The sequence below is a fragment of the Bradyrhizobium sp. WU425 genome, from assembly GCF_021052305.1.
Lineage (GTDB): Bacteria > Pseudomonadota > Alphaproteobacteria > Rhizobiales > Xanthobacteraceae > Bradyrhizobium > Bradyrhizobium canariense_D.
Map to the genome: position 1 here is coordinate 3,128,343 of NZ_CP088089.1, position 12,728 is coordinate 3,141,070.

A 12,728-nucleotide genomic window follows, 5' to 3' on the forward strand; every position below is an offset into this window, starting at 1 on the left:
ACATCGTATGCACTACTGTACGAAAGCGAGGCCGATGCGCCTGTCGCTACGCCAGACAGGGCGGCATTTCCGCACGAAATTGTCGCGCGCGATCGCGAGCGTGAACGATTGCGGCAATGTGACGAGGGCATCGAGGTCGATTGCGGCGCCGTCCGCCGACATGTTTCGCACCGTGCACGTGATGCCGCTGTTTTCAAAGGTGATCTTTCCACCCTTGAAAACACGGTGACGCTGCGCAGCACGCTTCTCGATCATCCGCGTTAATCCATAATGATCTTTGTGAAGTAGTGCATAGAAATTACGTTGAACTAAACTCAATACTGGCGCTACTTGCAGAGCGCTTCAGATTTCGTTTACGACGTCGAAGCGGAAGTCACTCCGCGGATTTCCCCAAGCCGTTCCTTTGTGGCGCTACGCGCCGATGGAGATATTGATGAAGACCACGTTTTCGCTTCTGTTCGCCGCAGCGCTCTCGCTCTCGTCCATGCCCGCCCACGCCACCAAGCTCGATCTCGCGACCATGAGCTGCAAGCAGTTCCTGGAGAGCGGCGACGACACCATCAAGATGGTGCTGACCTGGATGGACGGCTGGTACAAGGGCGACGAAGAGAATGCGATCATCGACACCAACGTATTCGTCGAGAACGCCAAGCAGTTCGGCAGCTATTGCGGAAAAAATCCCAACGTCAGCATTGTCACCGCGGCTGACGAAGTGCTCGGCAAGTAATTTCTGCCGCGTGTCGGCACGACGCGCGATCACAACCGCGCTTCCCGTCTCGACATGACGCCATTGAGAGCCGCGGTGCGCTTTGCGCTCACGCGGCTTTCTTCTTTCGGATGATGCTCATCCCGGCAGCATCGCGAACGCACTCGACACCATCGCCACCGGCTTGTTGTCGGTGGCCGAGAGCAGCGTGACCCGGCCAAAGCTCATGGTGCGTCCGAGTCGCACCACGCGGGCGTCGGCCAGTACGTCCGACGAGGAGACGGCGCGCATGAAATGCGTGGTCTGGTCGACCGTCGTCATCGGACGATAGCCGCGGTTGGCGGCGAGGTTCGCGATCACCATCGCGGTGTCGGCGAGCGCCATCAGCGCCTGGCCGCAGACCACACCACCGTTGCGGCACAGCCGCTCCGAGAACGGCATGCGCAGGAGCGCTGCCGGCTGCCAGTCCGGCACGTCCGGCGGCGGCAGGTGATCGATGCGCTCGACCGACAGGTTGAGATCCTGGACCCAGGGCGCAAAGACTTCGCCGAGGATGCGTCGGGCCTCACTGATGCCGAACTCGGCTTCTGGCTGCGATGGCATTGCTGTCGTTCCCTCCTGTATTGCCGGATGTTCGGCATTTCGAGCGGACCGGCGCGGCAAAGTCGCCGGTCTGCCGCGGGTCCCGTCGGCTTGAAAATGCCTGACTTCGCCCGGTATGATGCCATGGAGTGGGTATGGGTGGGTGATGTTGCGTAGGTATGTCCTCGTGTTTTGTCTGGCCGGGCTCGGCCTGTTGCTGAACGGGTGCACCAAGTGCGGCCCGATCTGGGACGACTGGCTCCACGCGCCGAAATCGTGCAGATCGGACCGGCTCTAGCGGGCCGAGCGGCCCCTGCGGTTGTGGCAGGGGTGACAAGGCGCGGGCGACCCGCGCCGCCATGGATGATCAAGGAGTCAATGATGAAGCTTTTCCGTATGGCCGCGGTGCTGGCTGTTCTGGCGGGACCGACCGTGCTGGCGGGACCGGCTTATGCGCAAATGCCCAATCTCAATTTGCTGCAGGAGGGGCCTGGCAAGACCCCCGAGGAGAAGGCCGCGGAGGCCGAGCGTGACAGGGCCTACAAGGAAACGCTGAAGAAGATTCCAGACTCCAAGGCGTCCAACGATCCCTGGGGTGGCATGCGCTCCGACCCGCCGAAGGCGTCGGCGGCGCCAAAGGCGTCGGCCGCAACCGGTGCGCCGAAGAAGAAGTCCGGCACGACTGCCAATTGACCTTCCGCCCGATCGGCGGCGGTTGATGCCTCCGGCCGGGACTCCTCTTTGATCGGCCTGCTTCCTACATTGCGCGGGAGTGTATCGCGTCGAGGAGAGCAGAACATGGCCGATCGTCCGCGGGATCTCGCCGAGCGGATGGCGCGCCGGCGCAAGATGGGCGGCAAGCCCGGCCCGAGGGCCGGCGACGGCTATCTGCGCGAGACCTTCACGCTGCCGCGCGCGGCGGCACGGGAGAGGGCGCAGGCTTTCTTCGCCCGCTACCCCAAGGCCGGCTATATGAGCGCGGTCGAGACCTGGCGCGAGCTGCCCGGCGGCGACATTGAATTCACGATGCGGCGGCTGCCCAGCGCGGATTAGGGCCGGCCCCTATTCGAAGGTTTCGGATGTGATGCGGATCCGGAACACGGGCTCCTTGGCCTCGTCCAGCAGCTCCATATTCCATTCGGAATTTTCCTGGAGCTTGCGGGCGATGCCGGCGGCCATGTCGGCGCAGACGCTTGTCATCTCCTTCCAGGCCAAATCGCGATCGGCAAATTCCGACGCCTGGTCGGCACAGCCGGAATAGCGGCCGTTCCGGATTCGAAAGAAGTAGAGCGGCATGGTTCGCACCGATCGCGCCTGATGGCTCCGTCCCCACGGCCATAATCGCGGGCAGTCCAATCCCAAACCATCGGCAGATCAATTCCGGGCGGCTACGGAATAGCCCCATGGGCGCCAGCCCACCGATCTCGGTCCGACGGCTCAGGCTGTGTCGCGTCCGATCGCCTTCAGCTCCCGATCGATGCGCAGCTGCACCCGTCGGATCGCCAAGAGATCGATCTTGGTCTCGGTCCTGCCGGTCTTGATCTGCTCGCCGATGCGGAACTGCCACTGCCAGATGCCGGGAATTGCCGTCTTGGCGACGGTGAACTCGATGCCCCTGTGATTCATGGCCATCTCCCACGATTCACTTCCATCACTGAGAACATGCTGGGCGGCATAATATTCCAAGGGAAAGCCAAACCTGTCGGTAAGCCCCGGATAGCTCACGGCTATCGCGCAAACGCACGCGCTCCGGAACATACGAAATCGAAATTCGAAAGACGTCGGCCGCGCGCGTCGGCGCGAGACCTCATGCCCGTGGTTCTCCGGCCAAGAACAGAGTTCCGAGAATGGGTAAGGGCGCCTTCCGGAACGCGGCGGCATGTGCCTTGCTTGGCCCGATGCGGCTAAGCAACATGGACGCGTCATGCCGGGCATTCCCCGCCGCTATTCTCATTTCGTGTTCGGAATCATCCAGTCCGGACTGACCTCGCTGATCGCCGCGGGCATCGCCAGCTTTCCCGCAGGGAACGCGCTGGACTTCCTGGCGCACTGGATGGTGTCGTGGCTGATCGCATGGGCGGCGATGCTGCCGATCGTGCTGCTCGCAGCGCCGGCGATCCGCGCCTTCTCGCTGCGGCTGACGCAGGAGGAGGGCGGTTCGCAAACCGGCCGGCCGGCAAGAAAATCAGCATGAAAATCGGAATGAAAAAACCCCGCTTGGGAGAACCAAGCGGGGAGAAGGTTATTGGAGGCTGAGGTGCTGGGCTGCAACACCATAGCCGGGCGACCCTAGCCGGCTCAGCTTACGACAGCCTGACAAGGCCCGACGGTGGCAGCAAAAGCCGGAGCGCGGGGGCCGCAGACTGGCCCCGCACCGGTCCCAATTTCGACATCCGTTCGCACAACTCAGGACACAACCGCAGGCGAGATTTCGCGGCGACGGTGCTGCCATGGGGGAAACGTGGCGTGCCGGCAACGGGGTGGCACCATGGACAACGTAGAGCGGTCATTCGCCGCCGCGACGGCGGCTGGCTTCGTCGTGCTGGTAATCGGCATCGGGTTGCTGGTTCTGCTGTAGGCGCTGTTGGGTGCGGAAGATGGCTCCGAGGGTGGAAAGGCCCGTGCGCGCCTTTCAAAAACGCGAAAACAACCCCTTGCACAGTAGCGTGCCTACAAATTTCCCCACCCAATCAATGGCTTACTGGTAGTATTTGGATACCATATCGGCTCAGATTCGCCTTTCACGGCCATCCGAATCCCGATTCCCGTGCCGATTCCCTGAGATCAACGGGCGGCCGCTCCGGCACCGTCGCCAGCGCAGTCCCAGCGGCCTAATGAACCTTGATCGCGTCCAGCGGCAAGCGGAGTTCGGCGGCACGCTCTTCGCGGTCTTTCTTGCGGAACTCGTTTTCCTTACGCTCGAACTTGCTCAGCTCCTCCCGCGCCGCCTCCAGCAGCGGAGTGCGCCGGGTCGTATCGTGATGCGTGTTGTTCGTCATGACTGAAGTCCCCAGAGTTGCGGTCTCGTCCAAGAGCTATCCAGGAGAAGGCCGCAGACCGCGAAAGGTTCGGTGCCGGACGATTGCGGAATTCTGACGGCGCACAGCGCATCCGTCTTTGATGCGCGTCAGGCAGCCAAAATCGCAAAAGAACATATTGCGAACCTAGAACAAATAGGGTACATTGTTTTTATCGCCGCGCCACCTCGCCAATCGTTTGTCCCTCACGCGAATCCTCGTCATAAGGAGCACGACCCGATGTCCACCACTGCCCTGCGTATCGTCGAAGGATCCTCCATGGACAAGAGTAAAGCTCTCGCCGCCGCGCTCTCCCAGATCGAGCGTCAGTTCGGCAAGGGCTCGGTGATGAAGCTTGGCAAGAACGACCGTTCGATGGATGTCGAGGCGGTCTCTTCGGGCTCGTTGGGGCTTGATATCGCGCTCGGGATCGGCGGCCTGCCGAAGGGGCGCGTCGTGGAGATCTACGGGCCGGAATCCTCGGGCAAGACCACGCTGGCGCTGCACACGGTGGCGGAAGGGCAGAAGAAGGGCGGCATCTGCGCCTTCATCGACGCCGAGCACGCGCTCGACCCGGTCTATGCGCGCAAGCTGGGCGTCAATATCGACGAGCTCCTGATCTCCCAGCCGGACACCGGCGAGCAGGCGCTGGAAATCTGCGACACGCTGGTGCGCTCCGGCGCGGTCGACGTGCTGGTGATCGATTCGGTCGCGGCGCTGGTGCCGAAGGCCGAGCTCGAGGGCGAGATGGGCGATGCGCTGCCGGGTCTGCAGGCGCGTCTGATGAGCCAGGCGCTGCGCAAGCTGACGGCGTCCATCAACAAGTCCAATACGATGGTGATCTTCATCAACCAGATCCGCATGAAGATCGGCGTGATGTACGGCTCGCCGGAAACCACCACCGGCGGCAACGCGCTGAAATTCTATGCTTCCGTCCGCCTCGACATCCGCCGCATCGGCGCGATCAAGGAGCGTGACGAAGTGGTCGGCAACACCACGCGCGTCAAGGTCGTCAAGAACAAGCTGGCGCCGCCGTTCAAGCAGGTCGAGTTCGACATCATGTACGGCGAGGGCGTCTCCAAGATGGGCGAGATCCTCGATCTCGGCGTCAAAGCCGGCATCGTCGAAAAATCCGGCGCCTGGTTCTCCTACGACAGCCAGCGTCTTGGCCAGGGCCGCGAGAATTCGAAAGCGTTCCTGAAGGCCAACCCCGACATCACCGCCAAGATCGAGACCTCGATCCGCCAGAACTCCGGCCTGATCGCCGAGCAGATTCTCGCCGGCAGCCCCGAGCGTGACGCCGACGGCGAGGAGCCGGCGGACGAGTAAGCTTCAACAGTAAAGTTTTCGCGAGGAGCGGGCGCTGAGGACGTTGAGTTGCCGACGTCTTCGGCGCCTGTTTCGTTTGGGATTGGTCGTGCTCGGGGGGCGCGATGAAGCGGTTGATCTTGACCAGTTCGTCCGGAAGCGGGCTCGCCCGATCGGGCTTGGCGGAGCTTGTCATCTCATCCTCGTTTCACTTTGAGTGGGGACCGCTGCCCTCGCCCGAGAAGCTCGCAGCCTTTTTCGCCGCGCGTTCGGCGAATCTCGGGCCGGGTGATCATTGGTCCGACTGGGGCATCCGGTGGCCCAAGGACATCAAGGCCCGCAAAGACTTGTCCCTTGCGAACTTCTGCGAGCAATATGACGTGGTTGAACTTTGGTTCGACCCAGCTCCCCGGGATCAATTGCAGCTCGTCTGGCTGCTGGACCACCTCAGCTCCTGCTCCTCGCTGGTGCGAAAGCTTAAACTTCGACTTGTGGCATCCGAGCTGACCACAGAACGCGGTGAGGATCTCGCTGCGTCCGAGCCGCACATTCAAGTCGTGCGTATCACGGCTCGAGAGTTCGAGACTGCCCGGTTGGCGTGGTCGGCCTACCGCGCGACGACCCCTGAGGCGTGCGTCGATCTCCTACACCAGGATCTCAGTGCATTGCTGATGCTGCGCCCGGCCTTGCTCGATCTCTTGGCAGAACTGCCGTCGCCTTTCACGGGTCTCGGTGCGACCGAGATGCGATTTCTGGAGCTCCTTGCTAGAGGGTTTGCAAACACGAATGCGTTGTTTCACCTGCGCTCGCAACGGCGCACATATGTGTTCGGAGAATTTGAGTTGGGTTCGTTGCTCGAGGGGCTCGCGCTCGGCCCCAAGCCCGTAGTGGCCGGGTTGGGCGACGAACTGCGCACGATCGATCGCGAAAATTTAAGAGCTCGGCACGAGGTCTATCTCCGCAGCCGGTTGTCGTTGACCGAGTTCGGCAGGGCCGTCCTGGCCCATCAGGAAGATTTCAGTCGCCACAATCCGATCGACCGCTGGTGGGGCGGCACGCACCTGACCAATGATCGGCTGTGGCGTTACGGTAATGTTTTGACGAAGCCTTGAGGCCACGGCATGACGCGGCTCATTGTCACGACCGACTCGTCCATCGCCGGCGCTATTCAACAGGCGGGCCTTGCCGACCTCGTGATTGCCATCGAGCGCCGGCTGGTCTGGGGACCGTTGCCAGCCGATGCAGAGCTGGACGCATTCTTTGCGCCGCGTACGACACAGCCCCGCGGGCTTCACTGGCTCGACGATACGCCGTCCTGGCGTCTCGAGGAATCAGGCGTGAAGGATCGAGGACTGATTGAACTGCTCGCGGAATATGACACGGTCGAGTTTTGGCGAGGGCCGGAGCCAAATGCGCAATTGATCCTGCTCTGGCTGCTCGATCATTGGGGCCGCCAACACGATGCAAATCCCGACTTTGTCGTGCGCTCCCTGTTCTTGGGTGTCAGGGATGTCGACCCACCGCGAAGCGAACTCTACCCGCCGGCTGTTGCGATCACACCTCGTCAACTCAAATTGGCCAAGCGTGCATGGCGGGCCTATCGCGCGCCGACCCCGCAAAGTTGGAGGGATCTCTTCAAGACCAATTTGAGCTGTTTGCCACAACTCGCCCCTCACGTGAGGGCTCTGCTCAACGAACTTCCGCGTCCCGCCTCAGGCCTTGGAGCCACGGAAGCGCGGATACTCCAGCTCATCGCGCGAGGCGGCATGCAGCCTTTCGATGTCTTTCCGGGCCATCAGAAGTGCAACGGGCTGGATGTGTATGGTTATTGGGAAGTTGGAGCGCTGCTTGACGGCCTTGCGCGGTGCGAGAGGCCGGCCGTGTCGGGACTGGATCAAGGTCCGTTTTCGCTAGAGATGCACGACGATTCAAGTCAGTTCGATCGGTATGAGCGGTCGCAATTGACGCTGACCGAGTTCGGAAAGGCGGTGTTGGGAGGCGACCAGGATTTTCGCCGGCACAACCGGATTGATCGCTGGTGGGGCGGCACTCACCTGACCAACGAGCGACTCTGGCGGTGGGACCCCGAGACCCGCTCGTTGGTTGCGCCCTAAATGCGTGTTCCGTGCCGGAGGGTGGGTTAGCGAAGTGTAGCCCACCTCTTCCATTTCGCCAGAGACAGAAGTGGTGGGTTACGCTAGCGACTGCGCTTCGCGCAGCCGGTGGCTAACCCACCCTACAAAACGGTTACTCCGCCGCCTCCGCGTAATCGCTCACCGGCGGGCAGGAGCACACCAGGTTGCGGTCGCCATAGACGTTGTCGACGCGCCCGACCGGGCTCCAGTATTTGTCGGTGCGCGAGGTGCCCGCGGGGAAGCAGCCCTCGGCGCGGGTGTAGGCGCGCTTCCAGTCGTCATCCGCGATGTCGTGCACGGTGTGCGGGGCGTGGCGGAGCGGCGACGCCTCGATCTTGAAGCGGCCGGCCTCGACCTCGGCGATTTCCTTCCGGATCGCGATCATGGCATCGCAGAAACGATCGAGCTCCGCCCTGGATTCCGATTCGGTCGGCTCGATCATCAGCGTGCCCGGCACCGGGAAGCTCATGGTCGGCGCGTGGAAGCCGTAATCGATCAGGCGCTTGGCAATGTCGTCGACGGTGACGCCTGAGGTCGTCTTCAGCGCGCGGGGGTCGACGATGCACTCATGCGCGACGCGGCCTTTCTCGTTCTTGTAGAGCACCGGGAAGTGCGCATCGAGCCTTGCAGCCACGTAGTTGGCGTTGAGGATCGCGATCTCGGTGGCGCGCTTGAGGCCTTCGCCGCCCATCATCAGAATGTAGATGTAGGAGATGGTCAGGATCGAAGCCGAGCCGAACGGCGCGGCCGAGACCGGTCCCACAGGCGCTTTCCCATCTGTCGCGGGATGGCCCGGGAGGAACGGTGCGAGGTGCGCCTTGACGCCGATCGGGCCCATGCCCGGGCCGCCGCCGCCATGCGGGATGCAGAAGGTCTTGTGCAGGTTGAGATGGCTGACATCGGCGCCGTAATCGCCGGGCCTGCTAAGGCCGACCTGCGCGTTGAGGTTGGCGCCGTCGAGATAGACCTGACCGCCATGGCCATGCACGATGTCGCAGATCTCGCGGATGTGCTCCTCGAACACGCCATGCGTCGAGGGATAGGTGATCATGACGGCGGCGAGGTCGTTCGAATGCTTCTCGGCCTTGGCGCGGAGATCGTTGACGTCGACGTCGCCGTTCTTCTCGCAGGCGACCACCACCACGTCCATGCCGACCATCGCGGCCGAAGCCGGGTTGGTGCCGTGGGCGGAGGAGGGGATCAGGCAGATCTTGCGGTGCGTCTCGCCGCGCGCCGCGTGATAGCCGCGGATCGCGAGCAGCCCAGCATATTCGCCTTGCGCGCCCGAGTTCGGCTGCAGCGAGATCGCGTCATAGCCGGTGATGTCGCACAGCCATTTTTCCAGCCGCGCGAACAGCGCGTAGTAGCCCTTCGCCTGCTCAGGCGGGGCGAACGGATGCAGGCTGCCGAATTCCGGCCAGGTCAGCGGCATCATCTCGGTGGTCGCGTTCAGCTTCATGGTGCACGAGCCGAGCGGGATCATCGCGCGGTCGAGCGCGAGGTCGCGGTCGCTGAGCTTGCGCATGTAGCGCAGCATCTCGGTTTCCGAGCGATGCGCGTGGAAGACGGGGTGGGTGAGGAAAGAGGTCGCACGCTTGAGCGTCTCCGGCAGCGCCTCGCGCGTGGTGGCGTCGATCTCGGCGTATGCAAGCTGCCCGCCGAAGGCGCGCCAGACTGCTTCCACCGTTGCGGGCGTGGTGGTCTCGTCGAGCGCGATCCGCAATGCAGTTTCGCCAGCGCCGAGATTGATCTTCTCGGCCGCCGCGCGCGCCACGATTTCGGTACGCTTCGCCCCTGCATCCACGCTGAGCGTGTCGAAGAAGCTGTCGGACTGGAGCGCAAAGCCGAGCTTGCGCAGGCCGGCCGCCAGCACCGCGGCGCGGCGGTGCACATTGCGCGCGATCTGCGAAAGGCCTTCGGGGCCGTGATAGACTGCATACATCGAGGCGATCACGGCGAGCAGCACCTGCGCGGTGCAGATGTTGGAGGTCGCCTTCTCGCGGCGGATGTGCTGCTCGCGGGTCTGCAGCGCGAGACGGTAGGCCGGCATTCCGCGCGAATCCACGGAGAGGCCGACGATGCGGCCGGGCAGCGAGCGCTTCAGCGCATCGCGCACCGCCATATAGGCCGCGTGCGGCCCGCCATAACCCATCGGCACGCCAAAACGTTGCGCCGAGCCGATGGCGATGTCCGCGCCGAGCTCGCCGGGCGAGGCGAGCAGTGTCAGCGCCAGCAGATCGGCGGCGATGATCGCGAGTGCGCCCTTGGCCTTCAGGCTGGCGATCGCGGGCCTGAGGTCGCGCACAGCGCCTGAACTGCCCGGATATTGCAGCAGTGCACCAAGCACGTCGGTCTTGTCGAGATCGGTGAGGGGATCGCCCACGACCAGGGTCCAGCCCAGCGGCTCCGCGCGGGTGCGCATCACGGCGAGCGTCTGCGGATGCACGTCCTTGTCGACGAAGAAGGCCTTTGCTTCGACCCGTGAGTGCCGCTCCGCGAGCGCCATCGCTTCGGCGGCCGCGGTGGCCTCGTCGAGCAGTGAGGCGTTGGCGACGTCGAGCCCGGTAAGATCGCAGATCATGGTCTGGAAGTTGAGCAGCGCCTCCAGCCGGCCCTGGCTGATCTCGGGCTGGTAGGGCGTGTAGGCGGTGTACCAGGCCGGACTCTCCAAGATGTTGCGCTGGATCACCGCGGGCAGGATCGTGCCGGAATAGCCTTGGCCGATCAGCGAGGTGAAGACCTGGTTCTGGGCGGCGAGTTCGGCCATATGCGCGATCGCTTCGGTCTCGCTCAAGGGCTTGCCGAGATCGAGTGGGGCGGCCTGCCGGATCGAGGCCGGCAGCGTCTGCGCCATCAGCGTATCGACGCTGTTCGCGCCGACGGCCTCGAGCATCGCGGTGACGTCGCGCGCGGAGGGGCCGATGTGGCGGCGAACGAAGCTGGTGGTGTCGCCGTTGGATTTGCGGTGCGCGGTCATCATGGGTCCTCGCTTCAGATGTTCTTGTCGCCGTCATGCCCCGCGAAGGCGGGGCATCCAGTAAACGCAGCCGCTTCGGCTAGGGCCGATTGGCCGCGGCGTACTGGATCGTCCGCCTTCGCGGACGATGACACCGAATATGAGGTCAGAGTTCGCATCATCTCACGCCGTGTGGGCCTTGTAGGCGGCTTCGTCCATCAGACCGCCGAGCTCGCTCTTGTCGGCAATCTTGATCTTGAAGAACCAGGCCGCGCCTTGCGCATCCGAGTTCACCAGTGCGGGCTCGGCGGCGAGCGCGGCGTTGGTCTCGAGCACTTCGCCCGTCACCGGCGCGTAGACGTCCGATGCGGCCTTCACCGATTCCACGACCGCGGCGGATTCGGCCTTCTTCAGCGTGCGGCCGAGCTTGGGCAATTCGACGAACACGACGTCGCCAAGCTGCGATTGCGCGTAGTCGGTGATGCCGACGGTGGCGACATCGCCGTCGATCGCGAGCCATTCGTGGTCGGAGGTGTACAGCGTCGTGGTCATTTTCTCGGTCCTCAGCGTTTGTAGGTGTTTTTCACGAAGGGCATGGCGGCGATTTGCACGGCCAGGCGTTGGCCGCGCACCTCGGCGAAGAGTTTTGTGTCGATCGCGCTCGATGCGGTGGGCACATAGCCCATCGCGACCGGCGCATTCAGGCTCGGGCTGAAACCGCCCGAGGTGACCTTTCCGATCGGCTCGGCGGAGGTCGCATCCGCAAACAGCAGCGCGCCTTCGCGCACCGGCGCGCGGCCCTCGGTGCGCAGGCCGACGCGGCGGCGGGATGCGCCATGGTCGAAATGGGCGAGAATCTTTGCCGCGCCGGGGAAGCCCCCGGCACGCGCGCCGCCGGTGCGGCGGCTCTTCTGCACCGACCATTCCAGTGCGGCCTCGACCGGCGTGGTCGCGGTGTCGATGTCGTGGCCGTAAAGACAAAGCCCGGCCTCGAGCCGCAGGCTGTCACGGGCGCCGAGCCCGATCGGCATGACGTCAGGATTGTCCAGCAGGGCCTTGGCGAGCCGTTCGGCATCGCCGGCAGGAACCGAAATCTCGAAGCCGTCCTCGCCGGTATAGCCGGAGCGCGAGACGAAGCAGTCGAGGCCGGCGACCTTGTGCGGACCGGAATCCATGAATTTCATGGCGGGTGCTTCTGCACACAATTTCGTCAGCGCCGATTCCGCCTTCGGCCCCTGCAGCGCGATCAGCGCGCGGTCGGCAAGCGAATCGATCATGCAGTCGTCCGAGAGATTCGCGCGCAGATGCGCCTCGTCCTCGGCCTTGCAGGCGGCGTTGACGACCAGGAAGAGGTGATCGCCGAAATTGGCGACCATCAGATCGTCCAGAATCCCGCCCTCGGCATTGGTGAACTGGGCGTAGCGCTGCCGGCCCGGCGCGATCGCCAAGATATCCTGCGGCACCAGTCCTTCCAGCGCGCGGGCGGCGTCCTCGACCTTGCCGGATTTCGGCCTGAGTGCGATCTGGCCCATGTGGGAGACATCGAACAGGCCGGCTGCGTTGCGGGTATGAAGGTGTTCCTTCAGGACTCCGGCCGGATATTGCACGGGCATGTCATAGCCCGCGAACGGCACCATCTTGCCGCCGAGCGAGACATGCCGGTCGTAAAGGGGGGTGCGTTTCAGGGAGTCTTTGTCGTCGCGCGCAAGCATCGGGGGGCCCTCGGCGGTTCCCCGGGAACGATTTCCCGTGGACACCAGTCGAAGCCCCATCTGTCGCTGTGCCTGAGAGTATTATCCCGTCGGCGGACGCTGTCCGAACCTACCCTTTAAAAGGTCTTGGCCCGTCGGCGCCTCTTTCCAGATGCTGTCAAAGCCACGCGGTCCTTTTGCCTGAGAGTTTCCGGGGCGGTTGCTCCTTCGGCGCCGGCTACCAGTGCCGGTCTCTCCCGACGTGGCCGTACGATACAGATAGGTAAAGACCACAGGCCGGCCAAGCCTGTCAACGCGGCATCGGCGGCTTTC

15 protein-coding genes and 1 riboswitch are annotated in these 12,728 nt (G+C 63.7%); of the genes, 7 read left to right on the plus strand and 8 right to left on the minus strand.

Annotated features, from left to right (window positions below):
• Positions 1 to 12 precede the first annotated feature (12 nt).
• Positions 13 to 255: a PilZ domain-containing protein gene (locus tag BcanWU425_RS14865; RefSeq protein WP_085384306.1), complete on the minus strand. Its 243-nt coding sequence runs from the start codon at positions 253 to 255 to the stop codon at positions 13 to 15.
• Between the two features lie 178 nt (positions 256 to 433).
• Here BcanWU425_RS14865 and BcanWU425_RS14870 point away from each other — a divergent pair, with 178 nt between their 5' ends.
• The gene (locus BcanWU425_RS14870; RefSeq protein ID WP_085384333.1) at positions 434 to 727 is read left to right on the plus strand and encodes an HdeA/HdeB family chaperone; all 294 of its coding nucleotides are present in this window, start codon (positions 434 to 436) and stop codon (positions 725 to 727) included.
• A gap of 117 nt (positions 728 to 844) precedes the next feature.
• Here the strand turns inward: BcanWU425_RS14870 and BcanWU425_RS14875 are convergent, their stop codons facing one another.
• Positions 845 to 1,309 carry a PaaI family thioesterase gene (locus BcanWU425_RS14875; RefSeq protein WP_018456381.1) on the minus strand — a complete coding sequence of 155 codons (465 nt, stop codon included), beginning with the start codon at positions 1,307 to 1,309 and terminating at the stop codon, positions 845 to 847.
• A 360-nt stretch (positions 1,310 to 1,669) separates the two neighbouring features.
• Between BcanWU425_RS14875 and BcanWU425_RS14880 the strand changes: the two genes are divergently transcribed.
• A complete protein-coding gene (locus tag BcanWU425_RS14880; RefSeq protein ID WP_085349428.1) occupies positions 1,670 to 1,981 on the plus strand; it encodes a hypothetical protein in 312 nt (103 codons plus the stop codon).
• Positions 1,982 to 2,086: 105 nt separating this feature from the next.
• Complete coding sequence (locus tag BcanWU425_RS14885; protein ID WP_085349380.1) at positions 2,087 to 2,341, plus strand: hypothetical protein; 255 nt, start codon at positions 2,087 to 2,089, stop codon at positions 2,339 to 2,341.
• 9 nt (positions 2,342 to 2,350) lie between these two features.
• On the opposite strand, the gene BcanWU425_RS14890 is transcribed toward BcanWU425_RS14885, so the two are convergent.
• Complete coding sequence (locus BcanWU425_RS14890; protein ID WP_018456379.1) at positions 2,351 to 2,584, minus strand: DUF6894 family protein; 234 nt, start codon at positions 2,582 to 2,584, stop codon at positions 2,351 to 2,353.
• A 141-nt stretch (positions 2,585 to 2,725) separates the two neighbouring features.
• Positions 2,726 to 2,914 carry a hypothetical protein gene (locus BcanWU425_RS14895; protein WP_085384305.1) on the minus strand — a complete coding sequence of 63 codons (189 nt, stop codon included), beginning with the start codon at positions 2,912 to 2,914 and terminating at the stop codon, positions 2,726 to 2,728.
• A 298-nt stretch (positions 2,915 to 3,212) separates the two neighbouring features.
• Between BcanWU425_RS14895 and BcanWU425_RS14900 the strand changes: the two genes are divergently transcribed.
• Positions 3,213 to 3,482: a DUF2798 domain-containing protein gene (locus BcanWU425_RS14900; RefSeq protein ID WP_085384304.1), complete on the plus strand. Its 270-nt coding sequence runs from the start codon at positions 3,213 to 3,215 to the stop codon at positions 3,480 to 3,482.
• Between the two features lie 637 nt (positions 3,483 to 4,119).
• Here BcanWU425_RS14900 and BcanWU425_RS14905 read toward each other — a convergent pair.
• Positions 4,120 to 4,287: a hypothetical protein gene (locus BcanWU425_RS14905; RefSeq protein ID WP_204511666.1), complete on the minus strand. Its 168-nt coding sequence runs from the start codon at positions 4,285 to 4,287 to the stop codon at positions 4,120 to 4,122.
• Between the two features lie 258 nt (positions 4,288 to 4,545).
• Here BcanWU425_RS14905 and recA point away from each other — a divergent pair, with 258 nt between their 5' ends.
• The 3 genes from recA (at position 4,546) to BcanWU425_RS14920 (ending at position 7,727) form a co-directional block, all read left to right on the plus strand.
• Positions 4,546 to 5,634: a recombinase RecA gene (gene recA / locus BcanWU425_RS14910; protein WP_026233157.1), complete on the plus strand. Its 1,089-nt coding sequence runs from the start codon at positions 4,546 to 4,548 to the stop codon at positions 5,632 to 5,634.
• 104 nt (positions 5,635 to 5,738) lie between these two features.
• A complete protein-coding gene (locus BcanWU425_RS14915) occupies positions 5,739 to 6,725 on the plus strand; it encodes a hypothetical protein (RefSeq protein WP_204511665.1) in 987 nt (328 codons plus the stop codon).
• Between the two features lie 9 nt (positions 6,726 to 6,734).
• Complete coding sequence (locus BcanWU425_RS14920) at positions 6,735 to 7,727, plus strand: hypothetical protein (RefSeq protein ID WP_204511664.1); 993 nt, start codon at positions 6,735 to 6,737, stop codon at positions 7,725 to 7,727.
• A 133-nt stretch (positions 7,728 to 7,860) separates the two neighbouring features.
• Here BcanWU425_RS14920 and gcvP read toward each other — a convergent pair whose 3' ends face one another.
• The 3 genes from gcvP to gcvT form a co-directional block, all read right to left on the minus strand.
• Positions 7,861 to 10,725: an aminomethyl-transferring glycine dehydrogenase gene (gene gcvP / locus BcanWU425_RS14925; protein ID WP_204513963.1), complete on the minus strand. Its 2,865-nt coding sequence runs from the start codon at positions 10,723 to 10,725 to the stop codon at positions 7,861 to 7,863.
• A gap of 162 nt (positions 10,726 to 10,887) precedes the next feature.
• A complete protein-coding gene (gene gcvH / locus BcanWU425_RS14930; protein ID WP_204511663.1) occupies positions 10,888 to 11,256 on the minus strand; it encodes a glycine cleavage system protein GcvH in 369 nt (122 codons plus the stop codon).
• 11 nt (positions 11,257 to 11,267) lie between these two features.
• On the minus strand, positions 11,268 to 12,416 hold the full coding sequence (gene gcvT, locus BcanWU425_RS14935; protein ID WP_204511662.1) for a glycine cleavage system aminomethyltransferase GcvT: 1,149 nt from the start codon (positions 12,414 to 12,416) through the stop codon (positions 11,268 to 11,270).
• A 159-nt stretch (positions 12,417 to 12,575) separates the two neighbouring features.
• Positions 12,576 to 12,665: riboswitch (glycine riboswitch) on the minus strand.
• Positions 12,666 to 12,728: the final 63 nt, after the last annotated feature.